The sequence below is a fragment of the Prevotella communis genome (genome assembly GCF_022024115.1).
GTDB classification, from domain to species: Bacteria; Bacteroidota; Bacteroidia; order Bacteroidales; family Bacteroidaceae; genus Prevotella; species Prevotella communis.
This window is the reverse complement of sequence record NZ_CP091792.1, coordinates 249052-268891: the sequence shown is the minus strand read 5'-3', so window position 1 is coordinate 268891 and position 19840 is coordinate 249052. Positions and strand designations below refer to the sequence as shown.

Sequence of the window (19840 nt, the reverse complement as noted above, 5' to 3'; positions counted from 1 at the left end):
ATGAAATACCTCAACCATATACTGTTTGCCCTCCTGCTGCTGATGCTGGCGGGATGCGAGAAACCCATCATTTCCGATACGGACACGGAGGAAACGGTCGAAAAGAAGGGCAACCTCACCCTGACCATCTGTGAGGTCGAGCATACCCCTTTTCCAGAACTGACACGGAAGTCTGCGTCAGAGGCGTGCAATCGCCTGAACTTCGCCATCTACGACACGGCAGGAACGCGCGTCAAACAGACAAACCAGAAACTGGGCGACGCTGACTTCGGCACCGCCACGTTCCAGTTAGCCGAAGGCACCTACATCATCGTGGCACTGGCACATAGCAGTAACGGCAACCCCACGATGACGAATCCCGAGAAGATACAGTTCAACAACTCACAGGGCTATACCGACACCTTCCTTTACTATAAGAAAGTGGTTGTCGGCACGGAGTCGCAGACACTCTCGCTCTCTCTTCACCGCATCACTTCGCTCTGCCGCTTCGTCGTCAACGACGCCATCCCCGAGGGCGTGGCAAAGCTGGAGTTCACATACAAGGGCGGCAGCGGCTCGTTTGACGCCAGCACCGGATACGGTTGCGTGAACAGCACACAGGTCATGAAGTATGATGTACAGGCCGGTATGAAACAAACGCAATACGACCTCTACACCTTCCTGCACAGCACAGAAGGCTCCCTTCACCTGAAGGTGACGGCCTACGATGCCAGTGGCAATATGTTGTTCGAGAAATCCATGGGCGTAGACATGTATCAGAACCAGATCACATGGCTAAAAGGCAACCTCTTCTCCGACATCCAGTCCACGCCCACTGAGTCGTTCTCCGCCACCGTCGATATTGACACCCAGTGGCAGGGAGAACTGTATTTCACCTATTAATCGTTCAGCAGACTGTCGGCCAACTGCGCCAGCAGGGCCTCATCGCCAGCCTTCATGCGTGAACGGATGGTCACCATGGGCTCCACAATCTCACAGTCCTTCAGGGCTTCTATCATCGTGCGCATGGTCTTGCCGGCCGTGGGTGCCCAACTGCCGTTCTCTATGATACCAAACCTGCGTTTCTGGTAGTTCTTGATCTGCAGGTGATACAGGAAGTCGTGCATCACGGGGAACACACCGGCATCATAGCTCGAAGCAGCCACCACAACGGTAGGATAGCGGAACGCATCCTCAATGACCTCGGCCATGTCCGACCGACTCAGGTCGCTCACCACCACCTTCTTGGCACCTTTCTCTCTTAGTATCTCTCCAAAACGCTCAGCAGCAGCGGCCGTACCGCCATGAATGCTGGCATAAGCTATCAGGATGCCCTCACTCTCGGGCTCGTACTTGCTCCATATATCATACAGGCGCACAGCCTCAGCCAGGGCCTCACCCTTCAGCACAGGACCATGCAGCGGACAGATAGCCTGGATGTCCAGACCTGCCGCCTTCTTCAACACGCTCTGCACCTGCGTTCCGTACTTACCGCAGATATTGAAATAATAGCGACGTGCCTCGCAAGCCCAGTCGTCGGTCTCGTTGACCAGAGCGCCAAACTTACCAAAACCATCAGCACTGAACAGCACCTTGTCCTTAGTGTCATAACTCATGATCACCTCGGGCCAGTGCACCATCGCAGCACCGATAAACTGCAGCGTATGCTTACCCAGCGACAGTGTATCGCCCTCCTTGACGGTCAGCACACGACCCGTGAAATCCACACCCTCAAAGAAGTTCGACAGCATCTTCACGGCCTGCGCACTGCACACCAGCTGCACACCGGGATACGTCTCCATCATCCAGGCAACCAGTGCCGAGTGGTCGGGCTCCATGTGGTGAACCACCAGATAATCCGGCTGACGTCCGTTCAGGGCCTCCTTCAGGTTCGCTTTCCACTCCTCACCCTTTCTACGGTCGGCCGTATCCATCACCGCAATCTTCTCATCATCGATGAGATAAGAGTTATAACTCATGCCCTCGGGCACCACATACTGACTCTCGAACAAATCGATGTCGAGATCATCCACACCGATATATTTAACTGTATCACTAATCATATGCATAGTTTCAAACTTTTTCTTCGACTGCAAATTTAGGAATAAGAATTGAATTATCCAAATATTACATGCTGAAAGAAGAAAAAATGCTTTTCCAGGCGATTTTTCGGAAAAGATTCGCTATATTTGCAGTCTAAACATCAAAAAAACAGAATCTACAATGAAAACAAAGCACATACAGTACCAGACCCACGGCACCTGTTCACAGTTAATCGACGTAACGGCCGACGAGCACGACGTTATCCAGCAAGTCTTCTTCCTTGGCGGATGCAACGGCAACCTGCAAGGCATCAGCCAACTGGTCCGTGGCCAGAAAATCGACGATGTCATCCCCCGCATCAACGGCATCCGCTGCGGCAGCAAAGGCACCTCCTGCCCCGACCAGTTATGCCGCGCCCTCGAACAACTGAAGCAGGCTCCCCTGACAGAGGAATAACCCTACCCCCTGTCACCTTTCAGAATCTCGGGCGCCTTGTCTCCAATATTCATAGTTGTTAGGAATTAAATTTTTATGAAGTCAAAGAATCGACGATAAGCCTCTACCTTCTTGTCAAAGGACAAGGGGTAGGCACGGGAACTGCTGGGCAGTCTATATAATAGCAGACCGCCTCCATTCGTCATATTCGTGCTATTCGTGTTCGCAAAAATATCCGTTTCATCCGTGCCATCCGTGTTCGTTATCTCCACATATGAGTTCACTTTCGGGGTCTCCGTTATCCCCATCGTCCTGCATATCGTCTCCGTAGCCTTCTCGCCCGTAGTCACAATGGCACGGAGATGGGGTAGCCGTTTCAAGAGTGCCGTGATATCTGTTGGCTCCACCACCTCCAGGAACTTGTCCGAGGCATTGTCCTGTAACCGACGTATAGCCGTGGAGGTATCAAAGAAGGCGAGCCCCTTCTCCTCGCAGAATGCCACGATCTCATCTATCTTAAATCGCTTCGCCTCGAGGTCCACAAAGTGGTTCTTATCACCATAGAATATCTGACCCTCAATGCGCCAGTGGTCATTAATAAAGTTCGGGTAATAGAAATCCATGCACCACCGCTTGCGCTGTGGCGGAAAACTGCCCAGGAACAGCACCTTCGCCTGCTCCGGCAGAAAAGGAATCAGCGGGTGATATTCAATCCCCTCCCCACTCCTCTTGATATGCTCCGTGTTCAACCAACTCTCACTTTTCACTTTTCAACTTTCAACTTTCATCCAGTATTGTCGTTCCTCCTCCGGCATCTTCTCTATGGCATAGCGAAGCATCGTTCGAGGCATCTCATGGGCATGCTGACGCAGGAATTCACGCAAGAGTTCCATCGAGCATCGCTTGCCCATCTCCCTGAGCATCCACCCCACCGCCTTGTGCATCAAGTCGTGCGGATGGTGCAGATGAATCTCTGCATACCTCAGACACCACGACGGGTCCCCCATCTGCGACGTCTTCCACGAGCACACGATGCTCATCCTCTGTTTCCACAAGCAGGGGCTCTGCGCCAGCTCATCCAGCACCTTCAATTTATAATCTTTGTGTAGGCCTCCCCCTAAGCAGGGGGATGAGAGGGGGTCTCCCAAATTTGTCGGCAACAACAGCCAATGCCCCAAGATTTTATGTACAGACAAATCCACCAGGTCCCAGTTATTCGCCCGTTCCGCATATTTGAGGTACATCGTCAGAATTTCATCGCGCCCACGGATAGCCTTCTCATCATTCTCAAGGCGTTTAGTTGCCAGTCTCTCAAATTTCGCCACCAGTATCAGCAATCCGCAGAGCCTCACCTCATGCCATTTCGACATCAGTAACTCCGGCACCTCGTCCAAAGGAAAGTCCTTCCACACATCCCGGACCACCTCCCTCGTCTGCGGCACCTTCAGTCCCAGGAACTCATCGCCCTCTCCATACTCACCAGGCCCCGTTTTAAAGAACCCCATGAGCACCCGTCGCTGCTCCTCATTCTTCAGCGACTCCATATACGCGATTATCTCCTTTGCTGTCATCGTATTAATGCTATTTGATTGCAAAGGGACATATCATTCTTTTATGATCTCACTGGCCAATGCATTTACAGCATCCACATCGATTGGCTCCAAGACAATTTCTTCTGGCTCCAAATTCAGCAGGAATTGCATATAATTGGGAAGTGTCAGCAACTGTCCGTCCCTACCGATATTGAAATCACCAAACTTGATGACGTGCTTGACCTTGTACTTCTCAGGATGGTTCAACACAGTTTTAACGCTTTTGGCTTGCGCCGTCTTTGCCTTAACCTCAAGCGGTACACATTCGCCATTTATCCGCACCAGGAAATCCAATTCCATACCAGAATCCTTCTGGAAATAATAAAGGTTCTGTTCCTTCTTATGCAGCGTATCAGCCATCAGATTCTCATAGATTGCTCCTTTGAATCCACCCAGATTACCCTGAAGGATGTCCGCACGAACACCAGGCCCCAGCATTTCGACAAGCAGACCTATATCAGCCGTATAGACCTTAAACACATTATCCTTCGCATTTCCTTCCATTGGCAAACCTGTGATGTCAGTATTATAGCATCGACAGATGATGCCTGCATCCTCCAGCCATTGTAGCGACCCCAGATAGGTATCACTTCTACCACCTGGTTTCACCTTGTTATATTGGAACTTCTTATTATCCTTCGCCAACTGCTTGGGGATGGAATTGAAGCACTCTCGGATATGCGGCTTGTCTTTATCTGGAGCATACTTCACCATATCGTCGCGATATTCTTTCAAAATCGACTTATAAGCCTTGCTAACCTCGTTCATGTTGTTGGTCTTGAGAAAGACATTGATAGGTTCTGGTAGCCCACCGATAGTTACATACAAATTCAAAAATTGCTTCATTGCTACATGAATGCCAGCAGGAACAGGTTTTTCCTCGCGATAGCACTTCCTGAGAGTCTCGACAACATCCTCGCTGAGACCATTTGCCCAAAGGAATTCCTCAAAATCCAGTGGAAACATCTCTATAATATCTTCCGAGCCGACTGGTACGGAATTAATGCCAGGCTCTTTCAGCTCCACAAGTCTGCGACGTTGCTTTTTCTTCTCGTCACCATATCCCTGAACACCCAACAATGAACCTGTGGCAATCACATCAAAACGCCCGTCTTCCTTGAAGAACTTGAGCGAGGTGCGTGCTTCTGGACACTCCTGAATCTCATCAAAGATGAAACAGGTATCGCCAGGTGTGAACGAAACGCCCTGAATCTGAGCAGAAAGGTTCAGCAGTATAACGTTTACATCTTTCGAACCCACAAACGCATTGATACGCTCAGGTTGCTTGATGAAATTGATATATACAACCGTCTTGTAGTGGGCGGCTGCAAAATGTTGCACGATGAACGTCTTTCCGCATTGGCGGATACCCATAATCACCAAAGGCTTATGCCCAGAGGTACTTTTCCACTGTTCCAGCGTGTTTTCAATCTTTCTTCTCAGCATTTTTCAAGTGAATCACATTAAAAATATCACACTTTTCTTAACGACTTTTTATTGAATCGTTACACTTTTTTAAACGACTTTCCGCCGCAAAGATACACTTTCTTAAAAGAAAAAACAACTATTTCTGCACTTTTTTCAACGAAAAACAAAAAAAACGCGATATTAGCCAATCACTCCGGCTCCCACAGATGCCGCGCCATATCCACATGCCCATTAGACTTAAACTGGACGCCCTCTTCTTCTAAGAGCGTGCGCTGACGACTCCACCCAGGTGCTGTGCGTCCTTCCTTATTCACCACCCGATGACAAGGAAGAGATTCTGCACCTGGGGTGTATCTCAATGTGCGGCCTACCATCCGCGAATGACTCGGCCAGCCTGCCAAGGCGGCAATATGGCCGTACGTGGTCACCCGGCCATAAGGAATCTGAGCGACAATGTTTAGCACATCATCGCGAAATCTACTCGCCTGCGCTGGCGTCATTTTATCAGGATAATCCCTCACTCGTAGCGCTTCTCTATCACGCTCCAGTCCACAATCTGCCAAAGCGCAGCCAGGTGGTCAGGCCTGCGGTTCTGATAGTCCAGATAGTACGCATGCTCCCACACATCGAAGGTCAGCAGCGGCTTCAACCCCTTCTGCACCGGGTTCGCCGCATTCGTCTCCTGCGTAATCAGGAGTTTACCATCCTTATCTGAAGATAGCCACACCCAGCCACTACCAAACAGCGTAGCGCCCGCCTTCTGAAGCGCCTCCTTGAATGCCTCAAACGACCCGAAGTCACGCACAATGGCGTCAGCCAATTGTCCTGTAGGAGCTGACTTTGTCGGCTCCCCCGTAAATTGTTCGAAATACAGATTATGATTCAGTATCTGCCCCGCATTATTGAGCATGCCGCCCTCGGCCTTACACACGACTTCCTCCAAGGGTAATCCCGCCAACGGGCTCCCCTCTAAAAGAGCATTCAAGTTATTCACATACCCCGCCAGATGCTTCCCATGATGAAACTCCAGCGTCTGCTTGCTTATCACCGGCTCCAATGCGTCTATCGCATACGGCAACACCATCAATTCAAACTTTCCCATACATCTTATAGTTTTAGATTTCTGCTGCGAATATACAACTTTTTCGCGAGAAATCCACCATTTTTGCATTTTTTCTGAATTTCCAACGTAACATTTTAGATTTTCTCCTACTTAAAATTAGCAATCTCTGCCGCCAAGGCATGAAACTCAGGTGTGTCATACTTCATAAAAAAAACTACTTGCCCCCCCACTTTGGAATGAATATACCAAGTGTCAAATATAGAACCCACTCATTTCAGTCCAAATAGGGTCATCAGGCACATCCCTCCATAGTTCATACCAGTCTAATCCGAATTCATAAGACAATACTGGCAGCTTCCTATTTCAGCCCTTTCTTACTTTTGTTACGAAAAGCATAATCAGGGAGCACATAATCCATGTATTCAACATCTCTTGCATAATCTCCTTCAGCAAGTTTCAGTTTATTTTTATCAAATACTAAACAGGCCCCATACCCCTTATCAGCATATAGTCCCCACATGGTATGCAAATTAAAACCTTCATATATTTTCCCTGACAAATATACGAAAACATCTGCAAATAGTAATAACCCTATAACCTTTTTATTCATTTCCGATAGCAAATAACCGCTAACCAAGTACTTCAACTTAGTTAGCGGTTACCTTTTTAAATTTTGGGGTCTTGGGGTTGGCCCCCAAGCGGATCACAGGTATATTTTACTCTACAATGATTTTTCAGGCTTGCAAAGCCGTTGTTTTTTCTTTCAGGTGTTTGTAATAACGCAGTTACGTGATAAGTGTTATGGGCATGGCGTAAGAGTTCTTAAAGACACACCCACACCACTTAGCACACAGGCTCTGATAAGAGCTACAAACATCAGAAAGGGTTATTTCTGTTTTTTTTCAACCCTATTAATTTGTTAGATTTTGAATCAATTTGTATGATTTCTTCGACGAGCGAAGCGAGTAGAACTCGATTTCTCGCTTTAGCGACTCCCTCATTTCCGGACCTTTAGGTCCTTATAATTTTTTTAATTGATTTTCTTAGAATTTTGAGCCTTTAGGCGACCATATCTTACTCACGCTTTAGCGCGAGCCAATTAATGAGAAATTAATGGTTTAATTAGTGGTAATTATATGTTCAAGAAAAATTGTTTTTCAGGCTTTCAAAGCCGTTGTTTTTTCTTTTCGATGCTTGTAATAACGGTAGTTATTGCGATAAGTGGCATGGAGTGGGCATAAGAGCTCGCTCTTAAAGCCAAGTCCATACCACTTATCACTAGAGCTCTGCAGGAGCTTCAAACATCGAAAAGGGTTATTTCTGTTTTTTTCTGATTCTGACAGGTACCGTCCCCTGTCATCCCCGCGAACCGATAAATCCAGCACTTCCTGTAACTAATATTGTCTTCATGAAATCGTATTCGTTACTTGCCGTATTTCTCAACCGCTTCGTAATAGGTGTCTAATGACCCTATGTCGAACCGTCCGGCACTCATCGGCCATGCATGCATCGTCGTATGCTCCACCATATAGTGTGCCAGGTTACCCGGCGCATCCTTGCCGCAACCATTCTCCACTGAATGACGCACCAAGTCCAAATCCTTCTTCAGATAGATGTAGAATGGTGGCACAGCCCAATGACTCTTAGGCACCTGAGGTTTCTCCTCCATGCCCAGCACTTTATTGTTTTCGTCGAGTTCCACCACACCCGTGCGCTGCAACTTCTCTATTGAAGGCTGCTCATGACACATGATACAACTCGTGCCCTTCTCCTTTGCAAAGTCCACAAACTCCTGGAATGAGAAGAACAGCAAGTTATCCGCTGCCACCACCAGCATATCGTCATCAATACTCAACTTATCCATCGCAAACAACAAATCACACACCGCACCTAGACGCGTCTCATTCGTCTCCGTCCCGTCATCCACAATCGTGATGGGCTTCTGCCATCTTCCCTCTTCCTTCTGCCATCTTTCGAAAATGGGAGCGAAGCGATGATTTGAGATAATAATATGTTCCGTGATCTCCGGAATCTTATCTATATCATCGAGCATCCTACCCAGAATCGTGTTCTCACCTATCTTCAGCAAAGGCTTCGGGAAATTCTTTGTCAACTCACCCAGCCTCGTGGCATAACCAGCCGCAATAACAATATTCTTCATTGTAAATCAGTGTTCTTTTAAATAAAACGGGCTCCAAAGATACGAATTAATTACCAAACATCAGCATTAATCCTAGAAAAACTGGATATTTTTTTGTGGTTTTTGAAATATTATGTACTTTTGCATCTAAATCAATAATTATCACCTATGCAGTATCACATTTTCTCGCCCTACCGCGTATGTCCCTTGGGCGCCCATGTTGACCACCAGCATGGTCTGGTCACAGGTTTCGCCATCGACAAGGGCGTCGACCTCTGGTTCGATGTAGCCGACGACGGCCATGTACACCTTGAATCCAAGACCTTCGAGGGCATTGTAGACTTCGATATTGACGCACCCTCTCAGGTGCGCGAGCGCCATTGGGGCGACTATGCCCGTGGAGCCAAATATGCCCTCAAAAAACGCTTTGAACTCAAGCGAGGCATCACCGGTGTCATCCAGGGCTCCCTGCCCGTAGGCGGTCTCAGCTCATCAGCAGCAGTACTCATCGCCTACGTTATGGCTTTTGCCAAGGCCAATGATATCACCCTCCAGCCCTTCGAGGTCGTAAAGATCGCTTCCGAGGCCGAGCGCGAGTATATCGGACTGAACAACGGTCTACTCGACCAGGCCTGTATCGCCCTGGGCAAGAAGAATCAGCTCCTGTTCCTAGATTGCGATTCTAACGAATACCGCCTGATACCTTTTGGCGGCCAACAGCAATCAACAGAAAATTCTCAATTGTCAATTGTCAATTCTCAATTACCTTTTGAGATTGGAATCTTCTTCAGTGGTCTGACCCGAAGCCTTGTCAATTCCGATTACAACCTCCGTGTCTACGAATGCAAGACCGCCGCATGGAACATGCTCGCCTATACCGAGCAGCCCCTGAAAACCTTCGATAAGACCTTCCTGCGCGATATCCCCAAGGCCACCTTCGACAAGACCCGCATCGCCATGCCCGCCCGCTTCGCCCGCCGTGCAGAGCACTTCTACAGCGAATACCGTCGTGTGCGCCAGGGTGTCACAGCCTGGGAAACAGGCAACCTCAAGCTCTTCGGAAAGCTCTCGTTCGACAGTTGCGAGTCCAGCATCCACAACTACGAGTGCGGCTCCCCCGAGCTCATCGCCATCTACGAAATCATGCGTTCCCTCCCCGGAGTCTATGGCGGTCGCTTCTCTGGTGCCGGCTTCAAAGGCGCCTGCATCGCCTTGGTCGACCCTGCCCACAAAGCAGAAATCGAGAAAGTCCTCACCGAGCGCTACCTCGCCCAGTTCCCTGAGTACGAACGCACCTTCCAAGTCTTCTGGGTTAAGCCCGACGACGGAGCCCGCTTTATCGATTAAAATAGTAACATTATGCAACAAATAGATTTAAACAACAAAACAATCCTTGTAACCGGTGCAGCCGGTTTCATTGGCAGCAACCTTGTGAAGCGCCTCTTCAAGGACCTCTCAGGCGCTACCATCGTGAATATCGACAACATGAACGATTACTACGATGTATCGTTAAAAGAATCACGCCTCAAAGAGTTGGAGGCCCTGAAACCAGAAGGTTGCAATTATCAATTTATCAAGGGCGACATTGCCGACAAACCTTTGATCGATAAACTCTTCGATCAGTACCACTTTGATGTGGTGGTAAACCTCGCCGCCCAGGCAGGTGTCCGCTATAGCATCACCAACCCCGATGCCTACATCCAGTCCAATCTCATCGGCTTCTACAACATCCTTGAGGCCTGCCGCAACCACCCCGTTGAGCACTTGGTTTACGCCTCGTCTTCCAGCGTCTATGGCGGCAACAAGAAAGTCCCATTCTCTACCGACGACCGCGTAGATAACCCCGTGTCCCTCTATGCAGCCACCAAGAAGTCCAACGAGCTCATGGCCCACTGCTACAGTAAGCTCTACGACATCCCCTCTACCGGCCTACGCTTCTTCACCGTTTATGGTCCTGCCGGCCGTCCCGATATGGCCTATTTCGGCTTCACCAACAAACTCCTCAAGGGCGATACCATCCAGATCTACAACTACGGCAACTGCCGTCGCGACTTCACCTATGTCGATGACATCGTAGAAGGCATCGTACGCGTGATGCAAGGCGCCCCCGAGCGCAAGAAGGGCGACGACGGCCTCCCCATCCCACCCTATGCCGTGTATAACATCGGTGGCGGCCAACCCGAGAACCTCCTCGACTTCGTCACCATCCTTCAGGAAGAACTCGTCCGTGCCGGCGTCCTCCCCCAGGACTTCGACTTCGAGGCCCACAAACAGCTCGTCCCCATGCAACCCGGCGACGTCCCCACTACCTATGCCGACGCCACCGCCCTTGAGCGCGACTACGGCTTCACCCCGAAGATCACCCTCCGCGAAGGTCTCCGCCACTTCGCCGAGTGGTACGCCCAATTCTACAAAAAATGACTAAAGCAAAAAACTACGGCTAATAGATGAATTAGCCGTAGTGTTTCAAAATATTCTGAATAAGGTTGTAACACTTCAACCATTTTACCTATCTTAGTCAGAGAACCGTTCAATATTCTATTCCTTTCCAATCCTTTCCAATTCTTTAAACATTGGAAAGAATTACTTTAAGAATGGTTTGACAGCATCTTCAAACTTATCACTTCTCACATAACCTCTCTTAACCTTATTAAAGGCAAACTCATCAATTAGACCACGATTCACAAGCCCCATAATATCACACTTTGCAGTCGTAGCACTAATTAAGTATTTACTTTGAATATCTTTAACAGTGATAACTTCCTTCGGATTATCAACAAACATCTTAATAATCTGAGCCTGTCGGTCATTAATATCTCCTAATTGTAGGAACGTATTTGCAGCTTTCTTTTCATCCTGTTTTCTTTTCAGATAACGTTGCAACTGTTTAAACGAGGTATTTAACACTCTCAGATTATATGTTACGAAATACCCCATATCATTACCATCTGCTTCTGTATACAAGAAAGACTTCTCATACGACTTCTTCGAATTTGCAATAACCCTTGATATAGAAAGATATTCCGTCAGCCAATACTTCTGCTTCAGCATATACCAATAGAAGAGAGCTCGAGCAGTTCTTCCATTACCATCAACAAATGGATGCATATAAGCAACCATAAAATGAATAATAATCCCTCGGATAATCGGATGGATAAAGACCTTTGGTTTCTCATCATTAAAGAATCTACACAGGTCTTTTACAAAAGAAGGTATCTCTGTGTATGAAGGTGGACGATGCACTATTTCGTGGGTAATACCGTTTTCTACCACCACATCGTCGTTCGAACGGAATCGTCCCGCATCCTCAGGATTATCTAATGTTTTTTCAGTCATCAGACGATGAATGCGTTGTAATAGTTCTACAGTCAAAGGTGTATCTTGATTCTGAACAACGAACTGGATTGTCTGATAATTGTTGGCTATCATCTGTTGCGACTTATCCTTTGGAGTCATCTTCTTACGAAGCATTTCCTTAGCCACCTGTCTGGTAGTAGCAGCCCCTTCCATCTGGCTAGAGAATATTGCCTCTTCCATCAACGAACTGACCAAGTATCTCTCTTTGCAGTCTCCAGAAATTATGGAACTCGTACCCCACGAACCCCCAAAGTTCATGTCAAGCTCATGACATATACGTTGCATTTGGTTAGTAACACCTAGAAACATATTGAATTGAGGCCACACACTAATCATATTCCTCATTCTAGAGACCTTTACATAAGCCCACAACTTCTCAGAAGAACACTTTTCTGTACTCTTTTTGTACTTAATAGTATCCCAATACTCATATTCCTCATTTATCTTATCCACCAATGCTGCAACATCTTCATGGGGAGGATTGACTACAGAATCGAACAACTCCTGATCATCTATTTGGGGAGGGGGTTCTATTATACTCATATATAAAATTTTTGCAGCAAAAATAGAAAAAACTTTCCAATCTTGCAAGGATTGGAAAGAATTAGAAAGAATCGCCTTATATATTTAACATTATATAACAACTAAATCTCTCAAATACAGAATAAAATTGATAGTAATTTATATAAACCAAGAAAAGCCAGCCCATCGGCTGACTTTCCATATCCTATTCATATTGATTCTTCCGTTTATACTCCTCCATCAGCGCCATCAGTCTCCCGAAAGCCTCCACCCTCTCAGGCCTCATCTTCCCCGCATTCATCACCTTCCTATTCGCCTTCACCCAGTTCAGCATATCATGCTCCTCTAAACGGTGACGTGACGGATTTCTATGGTTAGTCTCTATAAAAACGACTACCTCGTTATACTTTAGCATCCACTTTTCATCTTGCGTCATAACCGTGAACCATTAACCATGCGCTCGACTCTGTCGCTTCGCTCGTCGAAGAACCCTTAACCATGAACCATAAGTTGCCTTGGCATTCTCAACTATTGATTATTGCAGACTCCTATTATTCGTGAAACAGGTACCCGTCCCCCCGGTCCTTCCCTCTTTCCAGTTCTCCAGCGTTTTCCTCTTGAAACGGATAGCCATTTCTTTACTGAAGCAATACTTACAATCATTGCTACAGCCTTTAATATAATTCAAATTTGAGGCATCCTCACTCTGTCGTTCCGAAAACCGGTTTCTCTTTGTTCATCATTAATAGCTAATAATCCTTACGGCCTCAACAAATTAATCGGAGCCACAAACACCCCGTCCTCTCGCTTGTATGCACCACCCACGGCAGTCAGCACCAGTAGGAACGACGGAGCCTTCTCGTCACTCTTCTCCACTATCTTGTCTCGCAGTTTTTTCAGCGACTCTGCACCATCATTTATCAGGTCATCGCCGCCCAGCTTAATCTCAATACCACCCCAGCGGCCATCTTCCAGATGCACCACTGCGTCACACTCCAGGCCGGCATTGTCCCTGTAGTGTTTTACCACTCCGCCCAGCCTGTCAGCATAAACCCTCAGGTCTCTCACGGCAAAATCCTCAAAGAACAGTCCAAAACTCTCTAAGTCATTCATCAAGTCACCAGGACTCACACCCAAGCTTCTACAAGCAATAGAGGTATCCACAAAATGTCTCGTCGGTGTACTCCTTATCGAAGTCTTTGACCGAATATTCGGATTCCAAGCCTCCATATCCTCAATGATATACAGGTCTTTCAGCGCCTCCATATAATCATCATACGTCTTGGTATCCATCGTACGCTCATTGCTCTGGCGGATATCACTGATGATTGTAGATACAGCAGCCTCTGATGATATATTCCTTGCATAACTCCTCAGAATCATACGCAACACCTCGGGCTTCTTGTTCCGGAAGCGCTCGTTCTCACTGTCCTCAAACACAAATAGCCCGTTATAGTAGTTCTTGGTTATCTCCAAGGCAATGTCACGGGGCGCCAATACCGCAATGGGCCAACCGCCTCTGCAAAGCAGGAATGCCACATCTTCCAGTGTAAAGTCTTGGTTCATGTCCCACGGGAAGTTCTCACCACCCTCAAACAGATCTTTCAACGATACCGTTCCTTTCGACTCCTTTGATTCCCATAGTGTCATGGGGCGCATATTCAGCGGAGCAATCCTGCCTGCACCACTATGATGTACTTCAGTCTTGTCAGCAGGCGTGCTGCTGCCTGTCAGAATGTATTTCCCAAACTCATAGTTAAAGTCCAGGTCATCCTTCACCTGATTCCAGATGTCCGGAGCCTTCTGCCATTCGTCTATCAGCCTTGGATTCTCCCCTACCAGCACTGCCTTCGGGTTCATCCTGGCCATAGCAATAGCTTGTTTCGTGTTCAGTTTCACGAAACTCTTCTGGTACAGCATGCACGTAGTAGTCTTGCCGCAGAACTTTGGTCCCGCAACAACCACCGCTCCTGAAGTCCTCAATTTCAGCGCAATCTGCTCTTCTATAAGTCTTTCGTAATACATTTTATATCAGTTTGACGGTGCAAAGATACAAAATTCCCAAGATTTTCAATCAAAAATTCCCAAGATTTTCAATTTTAACTTCGTTTTTTCAAATAACACGGCCAATCATCATATTTAGCCGTAGCTTTTCCTAACCTCTCAACGGTAAACAGTAAACAGTAAACTAAACGTATTGATTCACCCTCTTATACTCCTCCCACAAAGACAACAGCCTTTCCAACATCTCCGCTCTCTCCGTCTTCAGTTCTCCCTTATTTTTCAATTTTCTTTGCTGCTTAACCCAGTTAAGCATATCATGCTCTTCTAAACGGTGACGTGACGGATTTCTATGGTTAGTCTCTATAAAAACGACTACCTCGTTATACTTTAGCATCCACTTTTCATCTTGGGTCATAACCATGAACCCTTAACCATGCGCTCGACTCTGTCGCTTCGCTCGTCGAAGAACCATGAACCCTGAACCATGAACCATACCCGTCCCCCCGGTCCTTAAGCTATTCGTACACTTTTTATGGATTTCAAAAAAGAGGCAGAGTCGATATACAATCCCTCAAGAATAGGTTTTAGATCGATATACTCCTCCTCGGGCTCAGCGTTGTGGCTGTACTTGGCCAGCACTACCAGATAGCCATCGTCCCACTTAACGACATCGACATACCTTTCCAAGCTATATGGCGCCCGGAAACGGATGTTGTAGCCGCCAAAGCTAAAGGCGGTAAAGCCATCTGCACTACTGAGGATAGCCTCATCCTTTGTATTTGAATTCTTGCAATTGTTCATCTAAAACCAATTATTCTTCGGTGCAAATATACGATTTAACGAGCAAAAAAGCAAATATTTTGTATGATTTGTCACGATTTGTATGAATTTCTTCGACGAGCGAAGCGAGTAGAACTCGGTTACTCACCTTTAGGTGACTCCATCCATTTCCAGACCTTTAGGTCCTTATAATTTTCTAAATTGATTTTCTTAGAATTTTGAGCATCGCGACCCCTCTCACGCTTTAGCGCGAGCATATCTGTGCCATCAGCGTAATCTGTGCGCCTTACTCTCTCCACGTGCCCCATATAAACCAAGAAAAGCCAGCCCATCTGCTGACTTTCCCTATCCTATTCATACTGATTCTTCCGTTTATACTCCTCCATCAAAGCCATCAGTCTCCCGAAAGCCTCCACCCTCTCAGGCCTCATCTTCCCCGCATTAAGAGCCTTTCTATTGGCCTTCAGCCAGTTCAGCATATCATGCTCCTCTAAACGGTGACGTGACGGATTTCTATGGTTCTTCGCTAAAAATTCCATCACCTTCTGATAGCGCACGTTCCACCTTTCTTCTTGCGTCATACATCTTACTTCATGCAATCACTTTCTTGCTCACCACCCCCATCCTATAGATGTAACGGTTTCATTTCTTAATTAATTGCTTACCCAACTCTGTAAGATAATACTTCTGGGTAGGACTCTTAGGCGAGTCTGGTTGTGTCATGGCAAGTATTCTCAGTTCCAAGAGAGGGTCTATATAATTTCTCTTGAATTTTGTAGCATTCGTCATATTCATGACCTGCCTAATCTCAGCAGCAGAAGTTGCCTGAATTGCGCTCAAAAGCAACTTTTCAACTTGGTCCCTACTTAGTCCCAACTTAGTCCCAACTTGGTCCCAACTTAGTGACTGCTTAGTAACATTACCTGTATCTTGACCTGCTACTTGACCTGCATCTTTATAATCAACAGAGTAAATAATCGTCATAAACTGACTAGGCGAAGACTTGAACACAGGCCGTCTGTCATCCTTATACGCCTCCAGTGCCTTTGTTTCGTTGCAGATGCGCTTCAAGCCGCTACCACGCTTCTCCATATAATCCAGTTGCGCCATCACGTCTGCCAGCACAGGGTTTCGCCTCAACGACGAAATATCCTCCAGCGGAACATCCTGCACCTGTTGACCGCTATACATACCGCCTGGCGAGGTTACAGCAATCCTGTCATCATAGATGTCCAGATGCACCTCACCGCCCATCACGGTATAGTCCCTGTGAATGAAATGGTTCACCATAGCCTCCAATACGGCTCTTTCTGCATACTCGGGTTTGTTCTTCCTGCCGTCAGGCAGCTTCTCCCACCCTTTCTTGGTGTTCGATTTCACAAAGTTCATCGCCTCACGTAGCAACAAAAGGATATTCCCCTTATACTCCGCATCATTGATGGCATCACTTTTCTCCAGACCATACCACCGTGTACAATACAGTCGCGACTGACTCAGCCAGCAGTCATCTGCAAACAGTGCACCCGCATTGGTCAAATAGCCATCATCCGTTATCAGTCCAAACGATAGCAGATACTTTTTGTCCCAATCCTGCTGAACACGTTCCTTGAAGGTATTTGCCAGGATGGCAAACGAATAATCCTCCACCCTTTTATCCGTACGTAACGAGTCATACGTTCTGTTCGTACCTTTCAGCACCAGTCTCACCATCTGCTCTGCTGTTGCCGGTAGACTCTCGTCGCCATTGCGCACAAAAGCCACACGCTGACCGTCACCAACGTAATAATACGGAGTGTACAAGCCCTCCTTCACCTTCAGCTGGAGAACATGCATTCCCTCCTGTTCCAACGGAATCATCTCCACATCCGGCAGCGGATCCATATAATCTCTGATCTTCATGCTGATGGTTTCTGTCACGTGCTGAATATCATCCAGCCCCTTAACGTTGCCATCATTATCCACTCCAAAGAACAACGAACCGCCCATGGTATTTGCAAAAGCACTCACGCTCTTCAGCCAACTCTTAGGTTTCTTCTCCTCCAGAGATTCCTTATAGTCGTATGCCGTACATTCAGCAATCAGAGTCTGAAACTCCGTCGATTTCTGTATATCTTCTATTGTCATATCGTATCCTCTTTCAATAGGGTATCACAATCTGTGACATCCATTTTTTTGTATCCATCAGTCCGTAAGTATTCCTTACCACCTGCCTCTATCTCCGTGAATCCCTAATTCCGTAAATTTCGGAAACCACCGGGACGGGAACAAACACAATTGCGGGCATCTTTTCTTCTAAACTAAATTCTTTTTTCATTTGAACCTTTCAGTTGTGTCCAACTTTCTGGGTTCACTTCAGAACCGTCCCCTGATCTCTTTGTAATTGTATTATTGATTTCTTTCATAATTGGTTGGGACATTGCTTATATCCCCCACCCGCAGGCCCTGATGTCAAAGAGCCTTGCAGGCACATTGTCATCACCATAAAGCGGTGTCTTCCCGATTATCATCCGGCAGGATAGTTCATCCGTTTTTTCCTTTTTTTCGGTAATACATCATTTTAAGCGTCTCAAAAAGAAACTCAATATCTGATTCATCAGCAATTTGGAATATATCGGAATTGCCAAACACGAAATTACGTACATTTGTATTGCTCATAAACATTTTATTATCAGCATCCTTAAACAAATAAGTATTACCATCGTTATCTTTCTTGAAAACACGAATGGAATCCCTACGTAACTTCTTATATGACAAAAAAGATGTATCTTGCCCAGCAACAACCAGCTGACAATCAGTGGCCAAGCACAAGTAGCATGAGATCATATATTTCAAAGCCTGCTCATGAATACCGGCCGGTTGCTCATCTAAGAACACGGTCATACCATTATTAATTAGCGTCTGCGTCATTGCAATTAATCTTATCAACGCTATCGTTCCGTCAGATTCGAGGTCCTCCTCTAGAGGGTATTCACCACTTTCTGTTTGATGATAAAATGTTATTGTTCGTATGACTCGCTCTTCCATAACAAACATATCAGGTGTCATCTCGCCCATATCCATTCTTCCAAACCTTGCCATAGGCCTAGGAGACTTCCATCTATGCTCAGTTATTTTATAGTCAGTAATATTAGAATTTATTATGTTCAGAAACATTAGAAGATCATTTTTGAGCCTTTTCTGTTCTATTTTTGTCCCCTTCGACAATATATCAGCAAGATTTTCATCCTGGGCTACATTCATGCCTATTTTATCTCTGAAGAAAAGATAACTATCGCTTAAGGCTTTACTATTTAAGTTCATGCCCCAAAACGATGACAAAACAGAAGTATTAGTCGTCGTCTGACGCTGCAAATCAATCCTCTCTGACGCAGAAAGACCACAGTCAGGCGCAAACTCAACAATCGACAAACCTCTATCTTTGTCGTATCTCCTTAGGTATATTGGTATCTCACGAGTCCTTCTTGATTGCTTTAAGGATTCTTCTAATATTACTGTTTCATTATATGTAATACTATAAAGATACCTGGTATCTTCAGTAAAATAAACAATATCAAATGTCGTTGGCTTATACCTTGATTCTTTATCAAGCATAAAGGGCATATATTCCAACGAGTCATCTCTTTCCGAAGGTTTTGAGATAACAAGCGTTCTCATTGTACGAACAGCATTAATAAAGTTTGTCTTACCAGCAGCATTATTACCAAGAACAAATACTAACTTAGCAAGCTTCTTATCACCACACTGTTCATACCACGTAGTTTTGCCATCAAACTTTTCTTTTTCCCTTGAACTAACAAAAGAAAACTCCATCTTTTCTTTAATGGAGAGATAGTTTGTTATGCATATCTTCTCTATCATATCTTATACAATTTTTGGATGCAAAGGTAGTAAATTTAAGCAGAAGCACCAAATTTTAAGCATTTGAATATACATTTTGTATATGAAATCCAAAATTTCTCATAATAAGTTTGGTTATTTCACTGATAATTCATATCTTTGCCCCCGTTAACCATGTCACCAACCACTACATTGGATTTAGGATAATGACTACGGTTATTTTTGATAAGGATTTCGTCAGCCCCAACAGGGGCAAACTGTATAGGGCTGACTACTCTCGTGCGAGCTTAGAGCTCAGCTATGTTAATTAAATTTTTGACAACTTTAATCTAGTAAAAACAATGGCAACATTTTCTGATGAAACCGTTGAAACCGTTTGGCAAAAAGGCCACGTAGTAGCTGGTTACAATCCAGCAGAGTGGCGCAAAGATGACTGCGGCGCTTGGATTTGCAAATCGCTGTATGGCAACAGAAACAGCATTTATGGTTGGGAAGTAGACCATATCGTTCCTGAAGCTAAAGGAGGATCAGATTATATCTGGAATCTTCGTCCTCTGCAGTGGTACAACAATGCATCTCGTCAAGACGGCCCCCTCACATGCCCAATTTACTCTTACGGTAATCAAAACTATAAGAAGGTTGGTTAATTCCTTTGTTCAG

The 19840-nt window shown here is 46.1% G+C and carries 21 protein-coding genes; 5 read left to right on the top strand and 16 right to left on the bottom strand.

Going from position 1 to position 19840, the window contains the following annotated elements:
• A complete protein-coding gene (locus L6468_RS01080) occupies nt 1-882 on the top strand; it encodes a FimB/Mfa2 family fimbrial subunit (RefSeq protein WP_237794409.1) in 882 nt (293 codons plus the stop codon).
• Here L6468_RS01080 and L6468_RS01075 read toward each other — a convergent pair.
• Nucleotides 879-2048, bottom strand: a complete 1170-nt coding sequence (locus tag L6468_RS01075) for an FprA family A-type flavoprotein (protein WP_237794408.1) — start codon at nt 2046-2048, stop codon at nt 879-881. The genes L6468_RS01080 and L6468_RS01075 overlap by 4 nt on opposite strands.
• A gap of 154 nt (nt 2049-2202) precedes the next feature.
• Between L6468_RS01075 and L6468_RS01070 the strand changes: the two genes are divergently transcribed.
• Nucleotides 2203-2478, top strand: coding sequence for a TIGR03905 family TSCPD domain-containing protein (locus L6468_RS01070; RefSeq protein WP_237794407.1), 276 nt, complete (start codon nt 2203-2205; stop codon nt 2476-2478).
• Between the two features lie 65 nt (nt 2479-2543).
• Here L6468_RS01070 and L6468_RS01065 read toward each other — a convergent pair whose 3' ends face one another.
• From L6468_RS01065 to L6468_RS01035, 7 genes are all read right to left on the bottom strand, one after another.
• Nucleotides 2544-3224: a uracil-DNA glycosylase family protein gene (locus L6468_RS01065; protein ID WP_237794405.1), complete on the bottom strand. Its 681-nt coding sequence runs from the start codon at nt 3222-3224 to the stop codon at nt 2544-2546.
• Between the two features lie 3 nt (nt 3225-3227).
• On the bottom strand, nt 3228-4028 hold the full coding sequence (locus L6468_RS01060; protein ID WP_237794403.1) for a DNA alkylation repair protein: 801 nt from the start codon (nt 4026-4028) through the stop codon (nt 3228-3230).
• Between the two features lie 33 nt (nt 4029-4061).
• The gene (locus tag L6468_RS01055; protein ID WP_237794401.1) at nt 4062-5495 is read right to left on the bottom strand and encodes an ATP-binding protein; all 1434 of its coding nucleotides are present in this window, start codon (nt 5493-5495) and stop codon (nt 4062-4064) included.
• Nucleotides 5496-5665: 170 nt separating this feature from the next.
• Entirely contained in the window at nt 5666-5977 is a 312-nt protein-coding gene (locus L6468_RS01050) for an MGMT family protein (protein WP_091851285.1), read from the bottom strand.
• A gap of 17 nt (nt 5978-5994) precedes the next feature.
• Nucleotides 5995-6579, bottom strand: coding sequence for a superoxide dismutase (locus L6468_RS01045; RefSeq protein ID WP_237794399.1), 585 nt, complete (start codon nt 6577-6579; stop codon nt 5995-5997).
• Nucleotides 6580-6898: 319 nt separating this feature from the next.
• Complete coding sequence (locus L6468_RS01040) at nt 6899-7150, bottom strand: DUF2971 domain-containing protein (RefSeq protein ID WP_237794397.1); 252 nt, start codon at nt 7148-7150, stop codon at nt 6899-6901.
• An 813-nt stretch (nt 7151-7963) separates the two neighbouring features.
• A complete protein-coding gene (locus tag L6468_RS01035; protein ID WP_237794395.1) occupies nt 7964-8701 on the bottom strand; it encodes a nucleotidyltransferase family protein in 738 nt (245 codons plus the stop codon).
• 147 nt (nt 8702-8848) lie between these two features.
• Here L6468_RS01035 and L6468_RS01030 point away from each other — a divergent pair, with 147 nt between their 5' ends.
• Both L6468_RS01030 and L6468_RS01025 read left to right on the top strand, forming a co-directional pair.
• Entirely contained in the window at nt 8849-10027 is a 1179-nt protein-coding gene (locus L6468_RS01030; RefSeq protein ID WP_237794393.1) for a GHMP family kinase ATP-binding protein, read from the top strand.
• A gap of 12 nt (nt 10028-10039) precedes the next feature.
• Entirely contained in the window at nt 10040-11101 is a 1062-nt protein-coding gene (locus tag L6468_RS01025; protein ID WP_091816613.1) for an NAD-dependent epimerase/dehydratase family protein, read from the top strand.
• Between the two features lie 162 nt (nt 11102-11263).
• Here the strand turns inward: L6468_RS01025 and L6468_RS01020 are convergent, their stop codons facing one another.
• From L6468_RS01020 to L6468_RS00990, 8 genes are all read right to left on the bottom strand, one after another.
• The gene (locus L6468_RS01020; protein ID WP_431356499.1) at nt 11264-12580 is read right to left on the bottom strand and encodes a Fic family protein; all 1317 of its coding nucleotides are present in this window, start codon (nt 12578-12580) and stop codon (nt 11264-11266) included.
• Between the two features lie 184 nt (nt 12581-12764).
• Complete coding sequence (locus tag L6468_RS01015) at nt 12765-12995, bottom strand: helicase associated domain-containing protein (protein ID WP_143005658.1); 231 nt, start codon at nt 12993-12995, stop codon at nt 12765-12767.
• Between the two features lie 323 nt (nt 12996-13318).
• On the bottom strand, nt 13319-14584 hold the full coding sequence (locus tag L6468_RS01010) for an ATP-binding protein (protein WP_237794391.1): 1266 nt from the start codon (nt 14582-14584) through the stop codon (nt 13319-13321).
• Nucleotides 14585-14747: 163 nt separating this feature from the next.
• A complete protein-coding gene (locus L6468_RS14790; protein ID WP_489146329.1) occupies nt 14748-14957 on the bottom strand; it encodes a Helicase associated domain protein in 210 nt (69 codons plus the stop codon).
• Between the two features lie 116 nt (nt 14958-15073).
• A complete protein-coding gene (locus L6468_RS01005) occupies nt 15074-15364 on the bottom strand; it encodes a DUF7724 family protein (protein WP_237794389.1) in 291 nt (96 codons plus the stop codon).
• A gap of 329 nt (nt 15365-15693) precedes the next feature.
• Nucleotides 15694-15924, bottom strand: coding sequence for a hypothetical protein (locus L6468_RS01000; protein WP_237794388.1), 231 nt, complete (start codon nt 15922-15924; stop codon nt 15694-15696).
• 61 nt (nt 15925-15985) lie between these two features.
• Nucleotides 15986-17467, bottom strand: coding sequence for an RNA-binding domain-containing protein (locus L6468_RS00995; protein ID WP_237794386.1), 1482 nt, complete (start codon nt 17465-17467; stop codon nt 15986-15988).
• Nucleotides 17468-17863: 396 nt separating this feature from the next.
• Nucleotides 17864-19201, bottom strand: coding sequence for an AAA family ATPase (locus tag L6468_RS00990; RefSeq protein WP_237794384.1), 1338 nt, complete (start codon nt 19199-19201; stop codon nt 17864-17866).
• Between the two features lie 320 nt (nt 19202-19521).
• On the opposite strand from L6468_RS00990, the gene L6468_RS00985 reads away from it, so the two are divergent.
• Entirely contained in the window at nt 19522-19827 is a 306-nt protein-coding gene (locus tag L6468_RS00985) for an HNH endonuclease signature motif containing protein (RefSeq protein WP_237794382.1), read from the top strand.
• The last annotated feature ends 13 nt before the right edge of the window (nt 19828-19840 follow it).

Coding starts and splice junctions, on each gene's coding strand:
- L6468_RS01080 (WP_237794409.1), top strand. CDS start 1: ATGAAATACCTCAACCATATACTGTTTGCCCTCCTGCTGCTGATGCTG.
- L6468_RS01075 (WP_237794408.1), bottom strand. CDS start 2,048: ATGCATATGATTAGTGATACAGTTAAATATATCGGTGTGGATGATCTC.
- L6468_RS01070 (WP_237794407.1), top strand. CDS start 2,203: ATGAAAACAAAGCACATACAGTACCAGACCCACGGCACCTGTTCACAG.
- L6468_RS01060 (WP_237794403.1), bottom strand. CDS start 4,028: ATGACAGCAAAGGAGATAATCGCGTATATGGAGTCGCTGAAGAATGAG.
- L6468_RS01055 (WP_237794401.1), bottom strand. CDS start 5,495: ATGCTGAGAAGAAAGATTGAAAACACGCTGGAACAGTGGAAAAGTACC.
- L6468_RS01050 (WP_091851285.1), bottom strand. CDS start 5,977: ATGACGCCAGCGCAGGCGAGTAGATTTCGCGATGATGTGCTAAACATT.
- L6468_RS01045 (WP_237794399.1), bottom strand. CDS start 6,579: ATGGGAAAGTTTGAATTGATGGTGTTGCCGTATGCGATAGACGCATTG.
- L6468_RS01040 (WP_237794397.1), bottom strand. CDS start 7,150: ATGAATAAAAAGGTTATAGGGTTATTACTATTTGCAGATGTTTTCGTA.
- L6468_RS01035 (WP_237794395.1), bottom strand. CDS start 8,701: ATGAAGAATATTGTTATTGCGGCTGGTTATGCCACGAGGCTGGGTGAG.
- L6468_RS01030 (WP_237794393.1), top strand. CDS start 8,849: ATGCAGTATCACATTTTCTCGCCCTACCGCGTATGTCCCTTGGGCGCC.
- L6468_RS01025 (WP_091816613.1), top strand. CDS start 10,040: ATGCAACAAATAGATTTAAACAACAAAACAATCCTTGTAACCGGTGCA.
- L6468_RS01020 (WP_431356499.1), bottom strand. CDS start 12,580: ATGAGTATAATAGAACCCCCTCCCCAAATAGATGATCAGGAGTTGTTC.
- L6468_RS01015 (WP_143005658.1), bottom strand. CDS start 12,995: ATGACGCAAGATGAAAAGTGGATGCTAAAGTATAACGAGGTAGTCGTT.
- L6468_RS01010 (WP_237794391.1), bottom strand. CDS start 14,584: ATGTATTACGAAAGACTTATAGAAGAGCAGATTGCGCTGAAATTGAGG.
- L6468_RS14790 (WP_489146329.1), bottom strand. CDS start 14,957: ATGCTAAAGTATAACGAGGTAGTCGTTTTTATAGAGACTAACCATAGA.
- L6468_RS01005 (WP_237794389.1), bottom strand. CDS start 15,364: ATGAACAATTGCAAGAATTCAAATACAAAGGATGAGGCTATCCTCAGT.
- L6468_RS01000 (WP_237794388.1), bottom strand. CDS start 15,924: ATGACGCAAGAAGAAAGGTGGAACGTGCGCTATCAGAAGGTGATGGAA.
- L6468_RS00995 (WP_237794386.1), bottom strand. CDS start 17,467: ATGACAATAGAAGATATACAGAAATCGACGGAGTTTCAGACTCTGATT.
- L6468_RS00990 (WP_237794384.1), bottom strand. CDS start 19,201: ATGATAGAGAAGATATGCATAACAAACTATCTCTCCATTAAAGAAAAG.
- L6468_RS00985 (WP_237794382.1), top strand. CDS start 19,522: ATGGCAACATTTTCTGATGAAACCGTTGAAACCGTTTGGCAAAAAGGC.